This window comes from Pseudomonas knackmussii B13 (assembly GCF_000689415.1).
GTDB classification, from domain to species: domain Bacteria; phylum Pseudomonadota; class Gammaproteobacteria; order Pseudomonadales; family Pseudomonadaceae; genus Pseudomonas; species Pseudomonas knackmussii.
In genome coordinates, this window is sequence record NZ_HG322950.1 from 608,622 (window position 1) to 628,893 (window position 20,272).

The window sequence follows — 20,272 nt, forward strand, 5'->3', positions numbered from 1 at the left end:
CGGCCGGGAGGCTCTCCCGGTCCGGCGGCGTTCGTCCCGAAACGTCCGAAATACCACACTTAAGCCGCCTTCGCGGGCGGCTCGTTTTACCGGAGTTCGCTATGGCCACCGCTGTGTCCTTGAACGAGGTCGCCGGCCCCACCCTCAAGCAGCGCCTGGCGCGTGCAGAGCGGATGAACCGTCTGAAATCCCAGGCGCTGATCCTGCCGCTGCTGCTGTTCCTCCTGCTGGTGTTCCTGGTGCCGATTGCCGCGCTGCTCATGAAGAGCGTGAACAACCCCGAGGTGGTCGGCTCGCTGCCGAAGACCGTCAACGCCATCACCGTATGGGACGGCAAGTCGCTGCCGCCTGAGCCGGTGTACCAGGCGCTGAGCGAAGACCTGGTCGCTGCGCGCAAGAACCAGACCATCGGTGACCTCTCCAAGCGCCTGAACATGGAGCTGGCCGGCTACCGCAGCCTGATGGCCAAGACCGCCCGTGCCCTGCCGTTCCAGCAGCCGCCGGCCTCTTATAAAGACGCCATGGAAGCGCTCGACGAGCGCTGGGGCGACCCGGCCTACTGGCAGGTGATCCGCCGCAACGCCAGCAGCATCACCCCCTATTACCTGCTCGCCGCGCTCGATCATCGTATCGACGACCTCGGCGAACTGGCCCAGGCCACGCCCGACCAGTCCATCTACCTGGACATCTTCGCGCGCACTTTCTGGATGGGCGCGGTGATCACCGTGATCTGCCTGCTGTTCGCCTATCCGCTGGCGTACCTGCTGGCCAACTTGCCGACGCGCAAGAGCAACCTGCTGATGATCCTGGTCCTGCTGCCGTTCTGGACGTCCATCCTGGTGCGCGTAGCGGCGTGGATCGTGCTGCTGCAGTCCGGCGGCCTGATCAACGGCGCGCTGCTCAAGCTGGGCTTGATCGACCAGCCGTTGCAACTCGTGTTCAACCGCACCGGCGTGTACATCGCCATGGTGCACATCATGCTGCCGTTCATGATCCTGCCGATCTTCAGCGTGATGAAGAGCATCTCGCCGAGCTACATGCGTGCGGCCATCTCCCTGGGCAGCCATCCGTTCGGCGCCTTCTGGAAGGTCTACTTCCCGCAGACCGTAGCCGGCGTCGGCGCCGGTTGCCTGCTGGTGTTCATCCTGTCGATCGGCTACTACATCACCCCGGCGCTGCTGGGCAGCCCGAACGACCAGATGGTCAGCTACTTCGTCGCCTTCTACACCAACACCACCATCAACTGGGGCATGGCCACGGCCCTGGGCGGCCTGCTGCTGTTCGCCACCCTGGTGCTGTACGTGATCTACGGCTGGCTGGTGGGCGCGAGCCGCCTGCGCCTGGGCTGAGGAGAAGAAGAAAATGCTGAGTCCCTACATGTCCCCGGTCGAGCGCGTGTGGTTCTACACCCTGCGCATCCTCTGCGGCCTGGTGCTGCTGTTCCTGGTGCTGCCGGTGCTGGTGATCATTCCGTTGTCGTTCAACTCCGGCACCTTCCTGGTCTACCCGCTGCAGGGCTTCTCGCTGCGCTGGTACGCCGACTTCTTCCACTCCGCCGAGTGGATGCGTTCGCTGACCAACAGCATGATCGTGGCCCCGGCCGCGACCGTGCTGGCTATGGTCTTCGGCACCCTGGCGTCGATCGGCCTGACCCGCGGCGAGTTCCGTGGCAAAGCCCTGGTGATGAGCCTGGTGATCTCGCCGATGGTGGTCCCGGTGGTGATCATCGGTGTGGCGAGCTACCTGTTCTTCGCGCCCTTCGGCCTGGGCAACAGCTACATCTCGCTGATCATCGTGCACGCCGTGCTCGGCGTGCCCTTCGTGATCATCACGGTGTCGGCGACCCTGCAGGGCTTCAACCAGAACCTGGTGCGCGCCGCCGCCAGCCTGGGCGCGCCGCCGGTGCTGACCTTCTTCAAGGTGACCCTGCCGCTGATCGCCCCCGGGGTGATCTCGGGTGCGCTCTTCGCCTTCGCCACCTCGTTCGACGAAGTAGTGGTGACGCTGTTCCTCGCCGGCCCCGAGCAGGCCACCCTGCCGCGCCAGATGTTCAGCGGTATCCGCGAGAACCTCAGCCCGACCATCGCCGCCGCGGCGACCCTGCTGATCGGCTTCTCCGTCCTGCTGCTGCTGACCCTGGAATGGCTGCGCGGCCGCAGCGAGAAGATGCGTACCGCACCGACTGCCTGATCCACAGTGGATCGCGGCAGGTCCGTCGCCTCGGCGGCGGGCCTGTTCCGCGATCTTTTTTTTGCCTGGCACTCGGCCATCGGGCCGATCCCACCTCGCCGCTGTCAGCGGCTACAATGCGCGCCATCCGTGATTCCGCCCACAGAGGTGCGCCATGCAACCCTACGCCATCGCCCCGTCGATCCTCTCCGCCGACTTCGCCCGCTTGGGCGAGGATGTGGACAAGGTGCTCGCCGCCGGCGCCGACATCGTCCACTTCGACGTGATGGACAACCATTACGTGCCGAACCTCACCATCGGCCCGATGGTCTGCACGGCGCTGCGCAAGTACGGCGTGACCGCGCCCATCGACGTGCACCTGATGGTCTCCCCGGTGGACCGCATCATCGGCGACTTCATCGAAGCCGGCGCCACCTACATCACCTTCCACCCGGAAGCCTCGCAGCACATCGACCGCTCCCTGCAACTGATCAAGGACGGCGGCTGCAAGGCCGGCCTGGTGTTCAACCCGGCCACCTCGCTGGACGCGCTCAAGTACGTGATGGACAAGATCGACATGGTCCTGCTGATGAGCGTGAACCCCGGCTTCGGCGGGCAGAAGTTCATCCCCGGCACCCTCGACAAGCTGCGCGAAGCGCGCGCACTGATCGACGCCTCCGGCCGTGACATCCGCCTGGAGATAGATGGCGGCGTCAACGTGAAGAACATCCGCGAGATCGCCGCGGCGGGTGCCGACACCTTCGTCGCCGGTTCGGCCATCTTCAATGCGCCGGACTACGCCGAAGTCATCCGCACCATGCGCGCCGAGCTGGCACAGGCCGGCAAGTGATGAGCGCTGCGCAACCGTTGTTCGCCGGGAAGCTGCCGCGTCTGGTGATGTTCGACCTCGACGGCACCCTGGTGGACTCGGTTCCGGACCTGGCTGCTGCGGTGGACAAGATGCTGCTGCAGCTCGGCCGTCCGGCTGCGGGCCTGGAGGCCGTGCGCCACTGGGTCGGCAACGGCGCCCGCGTGCTGGTGCGCCGCGCGCTGGCCGGTGACATCGAGCACGATGGCGTGAGCGAGGAAGACACCGAGCGCGCCCTGGCCCTGTTCATGGAGGCCTATGCCGACAGCCACACGCTCACCGAGGTCTATCCCGGTGTGGTCGATACCCTGAAGTGGCTGAAGAAGCGCGACGTCGAGCTGGCGCTGATCACCAACAAGCCTGAGCGTTTCGTCGCTCCGCTGCTGGACGAGATGGGCCTGGGCAAGTTCTTCCGCTGGATCGTCGGCGGTGACACCCTGCCGCAGCAGAAGCCCGATCCGGCAGCGCTGCTGTTCGTGATGAAGGCTGCCGGTGTGCTCGCGGATGACGCCTTGTTCGTCGGCGACTCGCGCAATGACGTGCTGGCAGCGAAGGCCGCCGGCGTACGTAGCGTTGGCCTCACCTACGGCTACAACCACGGCCGTCCGATCGATGAAGAGCAGCCGACCCTGGTGGTGGACGACCTGCGCCAACTGCTGCCTTGCTTCGATCAGGGCAAAGCGATAGTGTTGCCGGACTCTGTTTCGACCCCCGCTCAACGAGATCGCATCGTGCTGGACTCGGCTCCCCGCAAACTCTGGATGAAGGTCATCAAGGCCCTGGCCCGTTGGCGCTGGCGCGCCTGACATCTGCCTGGCCGGTCATCCCGGCGTGTTTGCCACAAGCCCGTTTCCTCCCTCTCTCCACGAGGCCGATCATGAACCGTGAAGCATTCCAGCGGCTGGCCGCCGAAGGCTACAACCGCATCCCCCTGACCTGCGAAACCCTCGCCGACTTCGACACCCCGCTGTCGATCTACCTCAAGCTCGCCGACGGCCCGAACACCTACCTGCTCGAATCCGTCCAGGGCGGCGAGAAGTGGGGGCGCTACTCCATCATCGGCCTGCAGTGCCGCACCGTGCTGCGCGTCTACGGCCACAGCGTGAGCATCAGTGTCGACGGCGTGGAAACCGAACACTTCGAGAGCGAAGACCCGCTGGCCTTCGTCGAGGAATTCAAGGATCGCTACCGCGTTCCGACCCTGCCGGGCCTGCCGCGCTTCAACGGCGGCCTGGTCGGCTACTTCGGCTACGACTGCGTGCGCTACGTCGAGCAGCGCCTGGCGAAGTGCCCGAACCCCGACCCGCTGAACAACCCGGACATCCTGCTGATGGTTTCCGACGCGGTGGTGGTGTTCGACAACCTGGCTGGCAAGCTGCACGCCATCGTCCTCGCCGACCCGGCCGAAGACGGCGCCTACGACAAGGCCGAGGCGCGCCTGGAAGAGCTGCTGGAGCACCTGCGCCAGCCGATCACCCCGCGCAAGGGCCTGGACTTCAGCGCGGTCAACGCGCCCGAACCGCAGTTCCGCGCCAGCTTCACCCGCGAGGACTACGAGCGCGCGGTGGAAACGGTCAAGGAATACATCCTCGCCGGCGACTGCATGCAGGTAGTGCCGTCGCAGCGTATGTCGATCGACTTCAAGGCGGCGCCCATCGACCTGTACCGCGCGCTGCGTTGCTTCAATCCGACGCCGTACATGTACTTCTTCAACTTCGGCGATTTCCACGTGGTGGGCAGCTCGCCGGAAGTGCTGGTGCGTGTGGAAGACGGCGAGGTCACCGTACGCCCGATCGCCGGCACCCGCCCGCGCGGCGCGACCGAGGAAGCCGACCACGCGCTGGAAGTCGACCTGCTCTCCGACGCCAAGGAAATCGCCGAGCACCTGATGCTCATCGACCTCGGCCGCAACGACGTCGGCCGCGTCTCGCAGACTGGCTCGGTGAAGGTCACCGAGCAGATGGTCATCGAGCGCTACTCGAACGTCATGCACATCGTTTCCAACGTCAACGGCCAGCTCAAGCCCGAGCTCAGCGCCATGGACGCCCTGCGCGCGATCCTCCCGGCCGGCACCCTGTCCGGCGCACCGAAGATCCGCGCGATGGAAATCATCGACGAGCTGGAACCGGTCAAGCGCGGCGTCTACGGCGGCGCCGTCGGCTACCTGGCGTGGAACGGCAACATGGACACCGCCATCGCCATCCGCACCGCGGTGATCAAGAACGGCGAGCTGCACGTGCAAGCGGGCGGCGGCATCGTCGCCGACTCGGTACCGGCAGCGGAGTGGGAAGAAACCATCAACAAGCGCCGCGCGATGTTCCGCGCCGTGGCGCTGGCCGAGCACACCGCGCGGTTGCACGGCGACGACTGATCCCGTTCGCGGCAATGCAAAACGCCGTTTCCCTGAGAGGGGAAACGGCGTTTTCGTTTGTGTTCTTCGTAGGAGCGGGCAGGCTCGCGAACCTGTTCTGCTGCGGGGGCTATTACAGGGCCGCGGCTTCCGGATTCCAACTGGCGCGGCGGCGGGCGAGGGTAGCGTCGGCCAGGCTGGCGCGCTGTTCGACGAAGGCGGCCAGGTGGTCCACCGAGACGAACTGCATGGCCTTGTGGCTGTCGTCCAGCGTGGTCACCGGCAGGGCGATGCGCCCGCAGGCCAGGGCCTTGCCGAAGTTCTCCCGGTTGAGGTTGCGGAACCAGCGCTCGCGGACCTGCTCCAGCGGCACGAGCACGTCGCCGAAGATCTGGTAGACCAGGGTCACGGTTTCCTGGCGAGGCGCCGGCGGGTTGTCGAGGCTCGATGGCAGCATGGAGGTCCTCCTGCTCGAAGGGGGGGAATCGATGGAGGAAATATAGCTTTTGTTGTATTTCCTGGCAATCGCTTCCCGACGAACTTTCTGCCAGGCAGAAGAAACCCCGCCTGGGCGGGGTTCGGGTGAACTTCAGCGGACCAGCGTCGGCGCGCGCCGGTGGCGTACGGTGGACCACCAGAACACCCAGCCGATGATGCTGATCTGGTTGGCGTGGATTTCCTCCGGGCCGTACTCCTCGTCCTGGTACTCGTCGCGGTTGAAGCTGCGCAGGCGGATACCGCCGCCGGGCAGGCGGTAGAGGAACTTCACCCGCAGCATGCCGTCGTGCTCCAGCGCATAGATCTCGCCGTCGGTGATGTGCGTGGTGGCGGTGTCGATGCCGATGGTGGAGCCATCCATGATCAGCGGCTCCATGCTGTTGCCGGTGAGCTGGGCACAGATCGCCGCGGCCGGGTCGACCCCCGCGGCGCGCAGCGTGGCGTAGGAGAAACGCAGCTTGCGCCCCTCGATCTGGCGCACCGCCGTACGCCCGGCGCCGGCAGCCATTTCCACTTCCTTGTACAAGGGCAACTCCACTTCGTCCTCGTCCAGCGGCGTGCTGCTGTCCCACGGGAGCAGCGGCTCCAGGCGCAGCGGGCTGGCGTCCGCCGGTGCCTTCGAGGCATCGGGCGCCAGCGCGGGGGCGCCTTCGCCGGTGCCCAGCCAGATCGGCGAAACGCCCAGCGCGGCAGCGATCTCGATCAGCTTGCGGGTGCTCTGCGCCTTGCCGGAGGTCAGCTTGTGAATGGTGTTCTGCGAAACCCCCGCCGCCTCGGCGAGGGTCTCCTGCTTCAGGTTGCGCGCCGCCATGGCCTGCTTGAGGCGCTCGGCGAGCGTGGAGGGGCTGGGTGTGCTGTTCATGGCGGCACTCTACCCCCAGGGTTGTAGGCTGTAAATAGCTTTGGTGTTGACGAAATAATAGCTTTGGTTGTAAGTTTTTTCTCGCCAACCCGGTGAGCCGCAGAGGCGGCTGTCGGACCAGGGCTCCGCACGGTGCGGAGCGACAGAAGCGCGGAGTGCCCCGGCGGCGCGCTTCGCTGACATGGCAAGGAAGCCATGGGTTGCCTGCGGTCACGCAGGCTGGCGGGGGGGGGGGGGGGGGGGGAGGGCGCCGTCTCCGCGACGCGAACGACACAACCGCAACACCACGCAGATAGCGAACGACCTGGCAACGCGGCCTCCCGAAGGCACGCGAAGGGAGGGTCTTCGCCAGGAGAAAACCCAGATGCGACACCCAACCTCGAAAACCCGGGAGGCCCGCCATGGCTGACCTCGCCGACTACGCCAACGACCTGATGCTGGAACGCCTGGATGCGCTAATCGCGGCCCGCCGTCACAGCGCAATACCTGCCGCCGCCGAGGACTGCCAGGTCTGTGGCGAGCCCATCCCCGAAGCGCGCCGCCAGGCCGTGCCCGGGTGCGACCGCTGTCTGGATTGCCAGGCCCTGGAAGAACTCGAACGCCGCCGCTGAAGCGCGAAGGAGAGACCCGTGATCAAGCCGATCGACGAAATGCTCAAGCTCTGGGCCGAAGAAATGCACGACCCCGGCGTAGCCGGCGGTGGTTATGCCGGCGGCAACCTGCTGGCGATGATGATGGCCAACAAGGGCGAGATGATTCGCGGCACCCGTGGCAGCCGCGTCCTGCTCGACCGGGTCGGCGAGCTCGACCTGATCGTCAATGGCCTGCCCGAACAGCAGAAAGAGGTGGTCACCGAGCACTACCTGAACCGCGACAGCGAGCCGGCGCAGAAGTACCGTCACTGCCGCTGCAGCCGCAACACCTTCTACCTGCGCCTGCATGTGGCGCACCAGACCATCCAGGCCCGGCTGATGCGCCGCGTCGCCTGAGTCTTTTACTCTAATGACGAGCCCGGCCCCGCGCCGGGCTCTGTATTTTCCGCGGGCCGGTCTATGCTCGCTGGCATGCCCAGCAATACGCTCTTCCTGCAAATTCGCCGCGCTACGCCGGCCGACGCCGAGGCCATCCTGCGCGTGCTCGGCGAAACCTACGAAAACACCTGGAAACCCCAGCTCGCCGAGACCGCCCGTGAGCGCTTCGAAAGCGCCGGCCGCAGCGGCGCCTATGTCGCCGAGCGCCTGGGCGATTTTCACCTGGCCTGCCTCGCCGATCGGGTGATCGGCCTGGTGGACTGGCGCGGCGACTTCATCGAATCCCTCCACGTTTCCCCGCTCTGGCAGCGCAGCGGTGCCGGCAGCGCGCTGCTGCGCTTCGCCGAGTCGTGCATCGCCGCTGCCGGTCACGCTTGCGTGCGCCTGGAGACCGACACCTTCAATCACCAGGCGCGCACCTTCTATGGCAAGCACGGCTATGCCGAGATCGATTTCTACCCGGACGAGGAGTGGCACAGCGGCTTCACCACGGTGCTGCTGAGCAAGACGCTTTGACCTGTCGCCGCATCTCTCCGGTGTATTGCCGGTGCATTACCCCCCTATTGCGGTGTATCGCCGGCGAGGCCTTGTTCGGCCGGGAATCGGGGGGTAAAAAGTAGTCATTCTTGTAAAGGTGCGTCCCCAGGGAGCACCGCTGAAACCCCCATAGAGCCCGGCCTTAGCGCCGGGCTCTGTCGTTTGTACCGCCGCCATTTCGCAGGCGCCGGCAGTGATCCCCGGTCGGCTGATAGTCGCCGGTTCCGCCCGCACTCGCGGGCGTTTCTATTCGAGGAGAGCCCATGGGCAACGAACCTCAGACCCTGGCCGAGATGCCGCTGTGGGTGCTGATCCTGCTTGCCGCGCTCGGTGGCGTCAGCGGCGAGATGTGGCGGGCGGACAAGGCCGGCCTCGGCGGCTGGGTGCTGCTGCGGCGGCTCGCCTTGCGCTCCGGCGCCTCCATCGTCTGCGGCGTCGCGGTGATGCTGCTGGCGATGTCCTGCGGCGCCTCGCTACTGCTCAGCGCCGCGGTCGGCAGCCTGACCGCGGCGGCCGGGGCAGAAATCGCCGTCGGCCTCTACGAGCGCTGGGCGGCGCGGCGCCTCGGCGTTTGCGAGGTGCCCGAACACAACGATCAGCAGCGCCACTGAGACGCCGCTTCACCCCATCCACTGGAGGTTTCATGTCCGAGCAACCCATGACGCTCGACGCGCTGCTCGCGGCCGTCGAGCAGACCCTGGCCGCGCAGCTGACGGAGATCGAGCAGATTCTGCGCGGGCCGCTCGGCGACATAGCGCCGACCCCGCCGGCATTGTTGCTGGACCTGGCGCAACTGCAGCCCGATCGAGACCCCGGCACCGGCAAGACGGCCGTTATCTGCGCGTTGCAGGCGCGGCTGCTGGTGCCCCTCGACGATGCTGCAGCAGAGGCCCTGGCACTGCGCTGCGTGGCGCGCCTGGCGCTGTTGCTGCGCAGCCAGACCTGGGGCCTCGACGTGCAGCCACCGACTTTCATCCAGGCGCAGCCGGTGAGCGATGATCCGGCGTTGAGTGCGTACCGCTGCTGGCTCGTCGAGTGGCGCCAGCCGCTGCTGCTCGGCGAGCCCGAATGGCCCTGGGAAGACCTGCCGCCCGGCTCACTGCTGATCGGCATCGACCCGCAGACCGGTTCGGGGCACGAGCCCGACTACTTCGCGCCGGAGGAGCTGCAATGAGCCAGGTCTATGTGAGCGCCGAGCAGGATCGCCGGTTGGCCGCGCTGGTCCTGCCCTGCGTGGTGGTGGCCGTCGACCTGGCCGCCGCGCGGGTTCGGGTGCAGTCCGGCGAATGGACCAGCGCCTGGGTGCGCTGGCACGACCAGGCTGCCGGCCAGGCCCGTCACTGGCGTGCACCGAGCATCGGCGAGCAGGGCGTATTGCTCAGCCCGTCCGGTGTGCTGGCGATGGGGACTTTCATCCCCGGGCTGTTCGGCGATGCCGGCGAGCCGGCGGACAACCGCGACCACGTGCAGACCTGGCGCTTCGCCGATGGCGGCACGCTGGTCTACGACTGGGCGGCGCACAGCTACAGCATCAGCCTGCCCAGCGGCACGGTGAACGTGCAGGTGGGTTCGGCGAAGGTGGCGGTAAGCGACAGCGCCGTCAGCGTGCAGGCCGGGCAGATCAGCCTGAAGGGCGCGGTGAGCATCCAGGGCAACCTGACGGTGCAGGGCAACGTCAGCAGCACCGGCTCGATCATGGACACCACCGGCAACAGCAACCACCACACGCACTGAATCCTTTTCATCCACAGGCCCGCCGCGCGCGGGCCTCTTCGTTTCTGGAGAACAGCATGGGCAGAAGCACTCGCGCACGCCCGCCACGGCGGAGGGCGCAGCCATGATCGGCATGGACAGGCGCACCGGCCAGCCGCTGAGCGGCCTGGCGCATCTGAAACAGTCCATCGAGGACATCCTGAGCACGCCGCTGGGCAGCCGGCGCATGCGCCCGGAGTACGGCAGCCGCCTGCGGCGCATGGTCGACCTGCCTCTTACCGAGGGCTGGAAGAGCGCGGTGCAGGCCGAGGTGGCATATGCCCTCGGGCGCTGGGAACCGCGCATTCGCCTGCAGTCGGTGAAGGTGGTGGCCGTCCTCGGCGGTAGCGTGACGCTGCTGTTGCGCGGCATCTACCAGAACAACGACGTACAGCTGGAGGTGCAGCCATGAGCGTCATCGACCTGTCGCAGCTGCCGGCCCCCGAGGTGGTCGAAAGCCTCGATTTCGAAGCGCTGTACCAGGATCTGCTGGCCGCCTTCCGCGCCGCCATGGGCGAGGGCTGGAACGCTGCGCTGGAGTCCGACCCGGTGCTCAAGCTGCTCGAGCTGGCGGCCTATCGCGAGCTGCTGCTGCGTGCCCGGATCAACGATGCCGCGCGCTCGGTGATGCTCGCCTACGCGATCGGCAGCGACCTCGACCAACTGGCCGCCGGCTACAACGTGGCGAGGCTGGTGATCCAGCCGGCCGACCCCACGGCTGTGCCGCCGCAGGAAGCGGTGCTGGAAAGCGACGACTCGCTGCGCAACCGCACCCAGCTGGCCTTCGACCAGCTCTCGGTGGCTGGGCCACGCAACGCCTACATCGCCTTCGCGCTGGGGGCGGACGGGCGCATCGCGGACGTTTCGGCGACCAGTCCGGCCCCCTGCGAGGCGCTGATCAGTGTGCTTGCCCGTGAGGGGGATGGCAGTGCCGGCGAGGACATCCTGGATGCGGTGCGTGCTGTGCTGTCCGACGAAGACGTGCGCCCGGTCGGCGATCGCGTCACCGTGCAGTCGGCCAGCATCGTCGAGTACCAGGTGCAGGCGGTGCTCTACATCTACCCGGGGCCGGAGGCCGAGCTGATCCAGCAGGCCGCGGAGAGTTCGCTGCAGACCTACATCGCCACCCAGCGCCGCCTCGGCCGCGACATCCGCCGCTCGGCGCTGTTCGCCGCGCTGCATGTCGAGGGCGTGCAGCGGGTCGAGCTGGCGCAGCCGGTCGCCGACGTGGTGCTCGATGCCACCCAGGCGGCGTACTGCAGCGGCTACGACGTCAGCGTCGGTGGCTCCGATGAGTAGCCGCCTGCTGCCGAGCAACGCCACGCCGCTGGAGCGCGCCCTGGCCGACGTGCAGTCGGCCGATCTGCCGGTGCCGCTGCGTGAACTGATGGACCCGCAGCACTGCCCGCTGGCGCTGCTGCCCTACCTCGCCTGGGCCTGGTCGGTGGACCGCTGGGACCCGACCTGGCCGGAGGCGGTGAAGCGCAAGGCAGTGCTCGCGGCGTTCCGCATCCACCAGCACAAGGGAACCATCGCTGCGCTGCGCCGGGTGATCGAGCCGCTGGGCTACCTGATCGAGGTCATCGAATGGTGGCAAGTCGGCGGGGAAGTCGAGCCGGGCACCTTCCGCCTGCGCATCGGCGTGCTCGACAGCGGCATCAGCGAAGAGATGTACGAGGAAGTGGAGCGCCTGATCGACGACGCGAAACCGCTGACCCGCCACCTCATCGGGCTGGACATCAGCCTGGAAACCCAGGGCCGGATCACCATCGGCTCGGGGCAATACGACGGCGACATCGTCACCGTCTACCCGTACCTCCCGGACGTCATCGAAACCCGCGGCAGCTTCGGTCTGCCCGGCCGGGAACACACCATCGACCAACTGAGCGTCTACCCATGGCCGTGACCTACTACGCACTCCTCACCACCATAGGTGCGAGCAAGCTGGCGAACGCCAGCGCCCTCGGCACCACACTGAAGATCACCCAGCTCGCCGTCGGCGACGGCGGCGGCACCGTGCCGACCCCGGACGCCAGCCGCACCGCGCTGGTCAACGAAGTCCGCCGCGCACCGCTGAACCAGCTGAGCGTCGACCCGGCCAACGCCGCGCAGATCATCGCCGAGCAGGTCATCCCCGAGGATGTCGGCGGCTGGTGGATTCGCGAGATGGGCCTGTACGACGACAGCGGCGCGCTGATCGCCTACGCCAACTGCGCCCCGTCGTACAAACCGCAGCTGGCAGAAGGCAGCGGCCGCACCCAGACCGTGCGCATGGTGCTGATCGTCAGCAACACCGCCTCGGTGGAACTGAAGATCGACCCGAGCGTGGTGCTGGCCACCCGCGAGTACGTTGATTCTGCTTTCCGCACTCGGGTCGCAACAGAGGCGAGCCTCGGTGTAGTACGACTAGCGACAACTGCGGAGGTACAAGCCGGTATAGAAGCTACACATAGTGTGACTCCTGCCGGATTGAGCGCTCGCACGGCCACGGAGATTCGAACCGGCCTGGTTGAGCTGGCGACTACTGCTGAGGTACAGGCGAAGAGCGATACTACCCGAGCCGTAACTCCCGCCGGCCTTGCAGCGTGTACGGCAACTGACGTTCGTTCAGGACTAGTTGAGCTGGCAACGATAGCCGAGGCTGCTGCGGGTGTGGATGCCGAGCGTGCAGTGACCCCGGCGGGGCTGGCAGCTGCGATCACATCGCGATACTCCACCGATAATGTTTGGCGCTCTGCGACTGTCATGTTGGATCTGGCTGGGGCCGTCAAATATGAGCGTTCGCCCAATGGTCTGGTTCGGATATTTGGCTCGACCATTCCAACTGCAAATAGCGATGGTAAAGGGACCGTGCGCGTTAGCTTCCCGTTAACCCTGACCTCTGTCTGGTCGGTAGTTGTATCGGAGTACCAGACGGAAGCAACAATAGGTTCGGGAGTTCAGGCGTCCCCCAGTGTCATCACAGGCACCTACCTGGATATCTGCTTTAAAACGCTGTCTGGTGGCCCGCTGCGTATTGAGTACCAAGTGATTGGAAGTATCTAGCTAGCCTCCTTCGAGTGAGTTCGTTGCTGACTTGGGCAACTTTCTGTGGTGCCCACCTACCTAGCCAGCCGCTGCTGACCTCCAAAGCGTCGATGCTGTGAAGGCCGCTACGGTGGTTTGGTCCTGTCATTGTCTAAAACCGCCTTAAACGTTCCACAACCAACCGCCTTCCGGCGGTTTTTTTATGTCTGGAGAAAACCCTATGAGCTTCTTTCACGGCGTTACCGTGACCAACGTCGACATCGGCGCGCGGACCATCGCGCTGCCGTCGTCCTCGATCATCGGCCTGGTGGATACCTTCGCCCCGGGGGCGTCGGTCAGCGCGCAGGCTGACGTGCCGGTGCTGATCACCAGTCTGCGCGAGGCCGCGGCGGCCTTCGGCGTCGACTCGGCGATCTACAAGTCCTGCGTGGCGATCTACACCCAGTCTGCTGCCGTGGTGGTAGCGGTCGGCGTCAAGCTCGCCGAAACCCCGGAAATGCAGGCATCCGCGGTCATCGGTACCGTCACCGCTTCGGGGCAGCGCACCGGTCTGCAGGCACTGCTCGACGGCAAGTCGCGCTTCAACACCCAGCCGCGCCTGCTGGTGGCGCCCGGGCATTCGTCCACCCAGGCAGTGGCTACCGCCATGGATAGCCTGGCCGAGAAGCTACGCGCCATCGCCATCGTCGACGGGCCCAACACCACCGACGAAGACGCCGTCGATTACGCCGGCGAGTTCGGCAGCAAGCGCATCTTCATGGTCGATCCGGGCGTGCAGTACTGGGACACCGAGTTCAGCGAAACCACCGACGCCCCGGCCTCCGCCTACACCGCCGGGCTGTTCGCCTGGACCGACGCCGAGTACGGCTTCTGGTCCTCGCCGTCGAACAAGGAGTTCTCCGGTATCACCGGCACCGGCCGGCCGATCGAGTTCCTCGACGGTGACGCGACCTGCCGCGCCAACCTGCTGAACAACGCCAACATCGCCACCATCATCCGCGACGACGGCTACCGCCTGTGGGGCAACCGCACCCTGTCCAGCGACGCCAAGTGGGCCTTCGTCACCCGCGTGCGGACCCTCGACCTGGTGATGGACGCCATCCTCGCCGGGCACAAGTGGGCGGTGGACCGCGGCATTACCAAGACCTACGTGAAGGACGTCACCGAAGGCCTGAACGCCTTCATGCGCGACCTGAAGAACCAGGGCGCGCTGATCGACTTCGAGGTCTACGCCGACCCCGACCTCAACACCAGCAGCCAGCTGGCCCAGGGCAAGGTGTACTGGAACATTCGCTTCACCGACGTCCCGCCTGCCGAAAACCCCAACTTCCGCGTGGAAGTCACCGACCAGTGGCTGACCGAAGTCCTCGACGCCTAAGGAGAGCAATCCATGATTCCGCAAACCCTGAGCAACACCAACCTGTTCATCGACGGCGTCAGTTTCGCCGGCGACGTGCCTTCGCTGTCCCTGCCCAAACTGAGCGTCAAGACCCAGGATTACCAGGCCGGCGGCATGGACGCGCCCATCGCCCTGGACATGGGCCTGGAGAAGATGGAAGCGAAGTTCTCCACCAACGGTGCCCGCCGCGAGGCGCTGAACTTCTTCGGCCTGGCCGACCAGAACGGCTTCAAGGGCGTGTTCCGTGGCTCCTTCAAGGGCCAGAAGGGCGAAGCCGTGCCGGTGATCGCGACCATCAACGGCATGCTCCAGGAAGTCGACCCGGGCGACTGGAAGATCGGCGAGCTGGCCGAGTTCAAGTTCAACGTGGTGGTCAGCTACTACAAGCTGGAAGTCGACGGCCGCGAGGTCTTCGCGATCGATCCGCTGAACGCGGTTCGCCGGATCAACGGCGTCGACCAGCTGGCGGCCATGCGCGGCCACCTGGGCATCTGAGGAGCACGCCATGACTCAAGCACAACCGGTCTGGCTCAGCCTCGGCGCCGACGCCGCGACCGTGCGTCTATCGCGCCCCGCGCAATGCAACGGCGTGAGCGTCGACAGCCTGACCCTGCGCGCGCCGACCGTGCGCGACATCCGCCTGGCCACCCGTGTCGGTGGCGATGCCGAGGAGCGCGAACTGCAGCTGTTCGCCTCGCTGGCGCAGGTCAGCGCCCAGGACCTGGAGGGCCTCAAGCTCAGCGACTACCAGCGGCTGCAGAACGCCTACTTTCGCCTGGTGCGCGAAGACGGCGACGAGCCCGACGCGGATGCGTGAGCTGGCGCGGCGCCTGGCCCGCGAGCTGGGTTTCGGCGCCGCCGACCTCGACGGCATGCACCAGGGCGACCTGCTCTGGTGGCTCGGCGAGGACGGTGCCTGAGGCATGGAGGCGGCGCCGCGGGGCGCCGTTTCCTCCTTTACGGAAGGAATGAGCGATGAGCGAACAACAGAAGATCACCGTCGTACTCGGCGGGGTGCTCGACGCCAGTTTCGGAGCGGTCATGGCGGATGCCAAGGACCGTGTGGAAGCGCTGCGGCGTGACAGCGAGCGCGCTTTCAACTTGCAGGGATTCGTCGGCGAGACGCGCCGCCTGCAGCAGGAATACCTGCAGCTGCACCGCATCGGCGATGCCGGTGCGAGCATTACGCTGCGGAACCTGGAGAGCAATCTTGCGCTGCTCAAGCGCCAGGGCCTGGAGGTGCGCAACCTGTCCAAGCTCTATGACCGCCTGGGCGAAAGCGTTCGCGGCAGTGAATTGCGGGCGCGCGGCTGGCAGCAGCTGGAGCAGGCCGGAAGGCGAGTGGGCGAGCTGGGCAAGTTTGCCGGTGCGATGGCCGTACCGATCGGCATAGCCGCCAACTACCAGGACCGCATCCGTGGTCTGGCCATTCGAGCCGGTATCGCCGGGACCGACCAGGAGCGGCAACTCTCCCAGGGCGTCGAAGCGAGCGCCCGGCAGAGCGGCATGAGCCGCGGCGACAGCGCCTCGTTGCTGGAAGCGCTGATGGGCAGTGGCATGCAGCCGGGCGATGCGCAGAACCTGCTGCCGCTGGCCGCCAAGTTCGTCCGTAGCCAGGGCGCCGACATCGGCGACACCGCCACCTTGCTGCGTGGCCTGCAGGTGCGGGCGGGGCTCGGTACTCCGGGGGAGATCGGCAAGGCCCTGGATGCGCTGAGCAACCTCGGGAAGAACGGTGAATTCGAGGCGGCGGACCTGGCCCGGCAACTGCCGCAGTTGCTGGAGAAGGTCCGCCCGAAGAAGGGGGAGGGACTGCAGGCGCTGGCGCGCTTGGGCGCCATGCTGGAGCTGCAGGTCCGCCAGGGCGCGACGCCAGCGGGTGCTGTAGCCAAGGTGACGGATTGGCTCAAGGTCGATCCGACTACTGGAAGTCTGGCCTCGCATGCACGGGGCAAAGACGCGACAGAGCAGTTCCAGGCATTTCTGACGAGCACAACGCAAGCCGATGCAACGGTCGACAAGGTGTTGGCGCTGCGCAACGCGACCATCGCTGCCCGGATCGATGCAGCTAGCCAGGCGAGCGAAGAGCTGCTCGGCAGCATCGGTGGCGCTTTCACCGACGACCCGCTGTTCGGCAAAGCGCTCGACAGCGGAACGGACCTTCTCCGCCAGGCCAAGGGTGTGGTCGATGAGCACCCGCGGGTGGTTGAGGGTTTGGTCGGAGCCTTTGCTGCCTACAAGGGGGGCAAAGCGCTTTACGGTCTGGGCCGCGGTGCGTTCGACCTGGTTCGGGGCGGCGTGCTCGGTTGGCGGAACGGCAAGGTCGGCTCATTGCTTCCGGAGATCGCCCTGCGTACGGGGCCATCGGCGGGGAGCGTTGGCGGCGCCATGCCGGCCGTGCTGGATGCCGCTGGCAACGACGGCGCGCGACTCGCTCGGGCCGGTCGCCTGCTGCGGCATGGCACGGGGCCGCTCGGCGTCGGGCTCGCCCTGCTGGGTGCGGCGCAGACCTACGCCAGCGACGGCAATGCGCAGCAGAAAGGCAAAGGCTACGGCGAAGCAGCGGGCGGCGTGATCGGCACGGCGCTGGGCGCAGCCGTGGGTTCGGTGCTGCTCACCCCCGGTTTCGGCACTGCGGTCGGGGGCGCCCTTGGCGGCGTGCTCGGCGAGCGGGTCGGCAGTTGGGGCGGCAGCCTGATCGGCGGCTGGATCGACAAGCACAGCGATTCCGCTCCAGCCGGCGTCTCGCAACCAACTGCGCAACCGACCTCGCCACCGGTGCAGAACTGGAACTTCGCTCCGCAGATCAGCGTGAACGTCGACGGCGGCCTGTTCGAGCCGCACATGCTGGCCGAGCAACTGCTGCCGCAACTGCGCCGGCTGCTGGACGACTTCAGCGCCCGGCAGCGCAACGACAGCCTGTGGGACCTGCCCCTGGCCTGAGCCTTCCCGGCGCGCCGGGTAGCGCTCGGACCTGGGAGCAGGCCGACTGACCAAGAGGAGCCGACATGGCTTACACGGAGCAACTACAGGCCGCGCTGAAATCCATCGGCGAGGCCATCGAGAGCAGGCACCAGGACCTGAGCAAGAAGGTTTCGCCGGTGGACGCTGCCATCGGCGAATTGCAGGCGGCGACCGCCGAGCTGGAAAAGCAGCTCGGCCTGCCACCGGACGTATCGAGCGCACTGCAGCGCGTGATGCGCGGCATCGACCAGGCCAACGCCAAGCTGGATAAGGTCGTGGGCGTCTTCAGCAAGGCCGAGCGCCAGCTGCACGACTTCGACGAGCGCATCGACAAGCTGAAGAACCAGGCGCAGCTCGTCGGCAAGGCGATCAACAAGCTGGCCGGGGCGATCAGCCCGGCAATGGGCGACATCATCCCCAGTGCCTGGCTGGCGGGTGCAAGCGTCCCGGAGCCGGCGGCGATCACGGCGAGCCCGCACCTGCTGGTGATGCGTCCGCTCGCGCCCACCGCCAGCGCTTTCTACTTCAACCTGAGCACCGCGGCCTTCGACAAGCTGGTGCGCGACACCCAATACAGCTGGGCTGCCCAGCCGCGCCTGGGCTTGAGCCCGGCCTTGCAGTTCACCGGACAGGGCGCGGAAACCCTGACCCTGAGTGGCACCATCGCGCCCCTGTTGGGCGCCGGCGTCGGGCAGGTTCAGAAGCTGCGCGACATGGCGACGCTCAGCGTGCCGTTAAGCCTGTCGCGCACCAGCAACGGCAATTCGGAGCAGTTGCTGGGCAACTGGTGCATCACCCGTATCACCGAGAACCAGAGCAGCCTGCTGAACGACGGCACGCCGCGCAGCCAGGAATTCACCTTGGAGTTCACCCGCTATGGCGACGATCTGTAGAACCGCGGACGGCGACTGCCTGGACAGCCTCTGCCAGCAACATTACGGCCACCTGCTCGGCACCCTGGAGGCGACCCTGGACGCCAACCCCGGCCTGGCCGACGAGCCGCAGCCGTTGCCGGCCGGGTTGCTCATCGCGCTACCCGAGCTGCCCGCCGCGCCCAGCAGTCCACAGGTTCGCCTGTGGGATTGACCCCGACCCCGCTCCGGCGGGGTCTTTTCTTTCCGGAGGCCCGAACGTGCAACCGACCTTTCGCCTGATCGCCGACGGCAACGACATCACCAAGCTGCTCAGTGCGCGCCTGCTCAGCCTGACGCTGAGCGACAAGACGGGCCAGACGTCCGACACCCTGGAGTTGGTCCTCGATGACCGCGACGGCGAGATCGAGCTGCCCCGGCGCGGCGCGCTGCTCGATGTACTCCTCGGCTACCAGGGCCAGGAGCTGACGCCCATGGGCCGCTACAAGGTCGACACTGTCGCCTGCTCGGGGCCGCCCAGGAAACTGACCCTCAGCGGCCGCGCCAGCGACATGCGTGGCGAGGCCAAGAGCGGCCGCTGCGCCGCCTGGGAGAACGTGAGCCTGGCGTACATCGTCAGCGAGCTGGCTGCGCGCAACGGCTGGGGCGCGCATTGCCCGGTACAGGTGTCCATCGCCCGTGCCGAGCAGATGATCGAGTCGGACTACAACTTCATCACCCGCCTGGCCAAGCAGTACGACTGCACCGCCAAGGTTGCCGACGGCCAGCTGCTGGTCCTGCCCCGCGAGTCCGGGCAGAGCGCCAGCGGCCAGCCAATCGAGCCCTTGGTGCTGATGCCGATGGATGTCAGCAGCTTCTCCATCCGCTTCGACGACCGCAGCGTCTACAAGGCGGTGCGCACCCTCTATCCGGACCTGGCCAGCGGGGGCACGCGCCAATTCGAGCTGAAGAACCCCAAGGTGCCCGAGGACGTCACGGCCATCTACACCGAGCGCCATCCCTACGCCGATCGCGCCGCTGCCGTGCAGGCCGCGAAATCCCGCCTCGCGGCGCTGAATCGCGCCAGCGCCAGCGTGCAGTTGCAGATGCCCGGACGCGCCGACCTGTTCGCCGAGCGCAGGCTGCGGCTCAGCGCCTTCAAGAACGGCCTGGACGGCGACTACCTCTGCGAGTCGGTGGAGCACCAGTTCGACGGCGGCGGCTGGCGCACCAGCGTCACCTGCAACGGCGGCGCCGATGGCAAGGCGCTGGCGGGCGCGACCCAGCCGAAACAGGCGAGCGGCCGATGAGGGAGGCGAACGCATGAGCATTACCGCGGAGCAACTGCTTCAACTCTTCCCCAAGGCGGCGCCACTGCTGCCCTGGCTGCTGCCGGCAATGCAGGCAAGGGGAGTGGACACGGCGATCCGCCAGGCCGCCTTCCTCGCCCAGGTCGGCCACGAAAGCGCCGGCCTGACGCGCTGGGTGGAAAGCCTCGCCTACAGCGCCCAGGGCCTGGCCGACACCTGGCCGCGGCGTTTTCGCAACGCCGCCGGCAAGCCGACGGCCCTGGCCAATCAACTGGCGTATCAGCCGCCAGCCATCGCCAACCAGGTGTACGCCGGGCGCAACGGCAACGGCGACGAAGCTTCCGGAGACGGCTGGCTATACCGAGGTCGCGGCCTGCTGCAGGTCACCGGCCGGGCCAACTACCGGCGCGTCGGCGATGGCCTGGGCCAGCCGTTCGAGGCCGCGCCGCAACTGCTCGCGGAGCCGCGCTGGGCTTGCGAGTCGGCAGCCTGGTGGTGGTCCGCTGCCGGGCTCAATGAGCTGGCTGACGGCGGGCGTTTCGAGGACATCACCCGACGCATCAACGGCGGCCTGACCGGCCAGGCGGAGCGCCTGAAATTGTGGAAAAGAGCGCAAGAGCTGCTGGCGATCCCGCCGGCACCGGCGCGTTAGGC

25 protein-coding genes are annotated in these 20,272 nt (G+C 66.9%); 23 read left to right on the forward strand and 2 right to left on the reverse strand.

Going from position 1 to position 20,272, the window contains the following annotated elements; all coding sequences use genetic code 11:
• Positions 1 to 101 precede the first annotated feature (101 nt).
• The 5 genes from PKB_RS02760 (at position 102) to trpE (ending at position 5,408) form a co-directional block, all read left to right on the forward strand.
• Entirely contained in the window at positions 102 to 1,349 is a 1,248-nt protein-coding gene (locus PKB_RS02760; RefSeq protein WP_043248848.1) for an ABC transporter permease, read from the forward strand.
• Positions 1,350 to 1,362: 13 nt separating this feature from the next.
• Entirely contained in the window at positions 1,363 to 2,190 is an 828-nt protein-coding gene (locus PKB_RS02765) for an ABC transporter permease (RefSeq protein WP_043248850.1), read from the forward strand.
• Between the two features lie 154 nt (positions 2,191 to 2,344).
• Positions 2,345 to 3,019, forward strand: coding sequence for a ribulose-phosphate 3-epimerase (gene rpe, locus PKB_RS02770; RefSeq protein ID WP_043248851.1), 675 nt, complete (start codon positions 2,345 to 2,347; stop codon positions 3,017 to 3,019).
• Positions 3,019 to 3,843 carry a phosphoglycolate phosphatase gene (locus PKB_RS02775; RefSeq protein ID WP_043248852.1) on the forward strand — a complete coding sequence of 275 codons (825 nt, stop codon included), beginning with the start codon at positions 3,019 to 3,021 and terminating at the stop codon, positions 3,841 to 3,843. The genes rpe and PKB_RS02775 overlap by 1 nt, the downstream gene beginning before the upstream one ends.
• A gap of 71 nt (positions 3,844 to 3,914) precedes the next feature.
• Positions 3,915 to 5,408 carry an anthranilate synthase component I gene (gene trpE, locus PKB_RS02780; protein ID WP_043248853.1) on the forward strand — a complete coding sequence of 498 codons (1,494 nt, stop codon included), beginning with the start codon at positions 3,915 to 3,917 and terminating at the stop codon, positions 5,406 to 5,408.
• A 112-nt stretch (positions 5,409 to 5,520) separates the two neighbouring features.
• On the opposite strand, the gene PKB_RS02785 is transcribed toward trpE, so the two are convergent.
• Together PKB_RS02785 and PKB_RS02790 are read right to left on the reverse strand one after the other, a co-directional pair.
• Entirely contained in the window at positions 5,521 to 5,844 is a 324-nt protein-coding gene (locus PKB_RS02785) for a pyocin activator PrtN family protein (RefSeq protein WP_043248854.1), read from the reverse strand.
• 132 nt (positions 5,845 to 5,976) lie between these two features.
• Positions 5,977 to 6,747: an XRE family transcriptional regulator gene (locus PKB_RS02790; RefSeq protein ID WP_043248855.1), complete on the reverse strand. Its 771-nt coding sequence runs from the start codon at positions 6,745 to 6,747 to the stop codon at positions 5,977 to 5,979.
• A 401-nt stretch (positions 6,748 to 7,148) separates the two neighbouring features.
• Here PKB_RS02790 and PKB_RS02795 point away from each other — a divergent pair, with 401 nt between their 5' ends.
• The 18 genes from PKB_RS02795 to PKB_RS02880 all read left to right on the forward strand — a co-directional run bounded on the left by PKB_RS02795 (position 7,149) and on the right by PKB_RS02880 (position 20,270).
• Complete coding sequence (locus PKB_RS02795; protein WP_043248857.1) at positions 7,149 to 7,358, forward strand: TraR/DksA C4-type zinc finger protein; 210 nt, start codon at positions 7,149 to 7,151, stop codon at positions 7,356 to 7,358.
• A gap of 18 nt (positions 7,359 to 7,376) precedes the next feature.
• Entirely contained in the window at positions 7,377 to 7,736 is a 360-nt protein-coding gene (locus PKB_RS02800) for a PA0613 family protein (protein ID WP_043248858.1), read from the forward strand.
• A 75-nt stretch (positions 7,737 to 7,811) separates the two neighbouring features.
• Complete coding sequence (locus PKB_RS02805) at positions 7,812 to 8,294, forward strand: GNAT family N-acetyltransferase (RefSeq protein ID WP_043256847.1); 483 nt, start codon at positions 7,812 to 7,814, stop codon at positions 8,292 to 8,294.
• A 284-nt stretch (positions 8,295 to 8,578) separates the two neighbouring features.
• Positions 8,579 to 8,926 carry a phage holin family protein gene (locus tag PKB_RS02810; RefSeq protein ID WP_043248859.1) on the forward strand — a complete coding sequence of 116 codons (348 nt, stop codon included), beginning with the start codon at positions 8,579 to 8,581 and terminating at the stop codon, positions 8,924 to 8,926.
• Between the two features lie 32 nt (positions 8,927 to 8,958).
• Positions 8,959 to 9,489, forward strand: coding sequence for a hypothetical protein (locus tag PKB_RS02815; protein ID WP_043248861.1), 531 nt, complete (start codon positions 8,959 to 8,961; stop codon positions 9,487 to 9,489).
• Positions 9,486 to 10,049, forward strand: a complete 564-nt coding sequence (locus PKB_RS02820) for a phage baseplate assembly protein V (protein WP_043248863.1) — start codon at positions 9,486 to 9,488, stop codon at positions 10,047 to 10,049. Before PKB_RS02815 ends, PKB_RS02820 begins: the two co-directional genes overlap by 4 nt.
• Positions 10,050 to 10,152: 103 nt before the next feature.
• On the forward strand, positions 10,153 to 10,479 hold the full coding sequence (locus PKB_RS02825; protein WP_043248865.1) for a GPW/gp25 family protein: 327 nt from the start codon (positions 10,153 to 10,155) through the stop codon (positions 10,477 to 10,479).
• A complete protein-coding gene (locus PKB_RS02830) occupies positions 10,476 to 11,366 on the forward strand; it encodes a baseplate assembly protein (protein WP_043248868.1) in 891 nt (296 codons plus the stop codon). The genes PKB_RS02825 and PKB_RS02830 overlap by 4 nt, the downstream gene beginning before the upstream one ends.
• Complete coding sequence (locus PKB_RS02835; protein ID WP_043248870.1) at positions 11,359 to 11,973, forward strand: phage tail protein I; 615 nt, start codon at positions 11,359 to 11,361, stop codon at positions 11,971 to 11,973. The genes PKB_RS02830 and PKB_RS02835 overlap by 8 nt, the downstream gene beginning before the upstream one ends.
• A complete protein-coding gene (locus PKB_RS30070; RefSeq protein ID WP_242411207.1) occupies positions 11,964 to 13,112 on the forward strand; it encodes a phage tail protein in 1,149 nt (382 codons plus the stop codon). Before PKB_RS02835 ends, PKB_RS30070 begins: the two co-directional genes overlap by 10 nt.
• Positions 13,113 to 13,314: 202 nt before the next feature.
• A complete protein-coding gene (locus PKB_RS02845; RefSeq protein WP_043248873.1) occupies positions 13,315 to 14,472 on the forward strand; it encodes a phage tail sheath subtilisin-like domain-containing protein in 1,158 nt (385 codons plus the stop codon).
• A 12-nt stretch (positions 14,473 to 14,484) separates the two neighbouring features.
• On the forward strand, positions 14,485 to 14,988 hold the full coding sequence (locus tag PKB_RS02850; protein ID WP_043248875.1) for a phage major tail tube protein: 504 nt from the start codon (positions 14,485 to 14,487) through the stop codon (positions 14,986 to 14,988).
• A gap of 10 nt (positions 14,989 to 14,998) precedes the next feature.
• Positions 14,999 to 15,310: a phage tail assembly protein gene (locus PKB_RS02855; RefSeq protein WP_043248877.1), complete on the forward strand. Its 312-nt coding sequence runs from the start codon at positions 14,999 to 15,001 to the stop codon at positions 15,308 to 15,310.
• A 158-nt stretch (positions 15,311 to 15,468) separates the two neighbouring features.
• A complete protein-coding gene (locus PKB_RS02860; RefSeq protein WP_043248879.1) occupies positions 15,469 to 17,436 on the forward strand; it encodes a phage tail tape measure protein in 1,968 nt (655 codons plus the stop codon).
• 65 nt (positions 17,437 to 17,501) lie between these two features.
• A complete protein-coding gene (locus PKB_RS02865; RefSeq protein ID WP_043248881.1) occupies positions 17,502 to 18,350 on the forward strand; it encodes a phage tail protein in 849 nt (282 codons plus the stop codon).
• Entirely contained in the window at positions 18,334 to 18,543 is a 210-nt protein-coding gene (locus PKB_RS02870) for a tail protein X (protein WP_043248883.1), read from the forward strand. Before PKB_RS02865 ends, PKB_RS02870 begins: the two co-directional genes overlap by 17 nt.
• 46 nt (positions 18,544 to 18,589) lie before the next feature.
• Positions 18,590 to 19,618 (forward strand): phage late control D family protein, encoded by a 1,029-nt coding sequence (locus tag PKB_RS02875; RefSeq protein WP_043248886.1) that lies wholly within the window; start codon positions 18,590 to 18,592, stop codon positions 19,616 to 19,618.
• A 13-nt stretch (positions 19,619 to 19,631) separates the two neighbouring features.
• Positions 19,632 to 20,270 carry a glycoside hydrolase family 19 protein gene (locus PKB_RS02880; RefSeq protein WP_043248888.1) on the forward strand — a complete coding sequence of 213 codons (639 nt, stop codon included), beginning with the start codon at positions 19,632 to 19,634 and terminating at the stop codon, positions 20,268 to 20,270.
• The last annotated feature ends 2 nt before the right edge of the window (positions 20,271 to 20,272 follow it).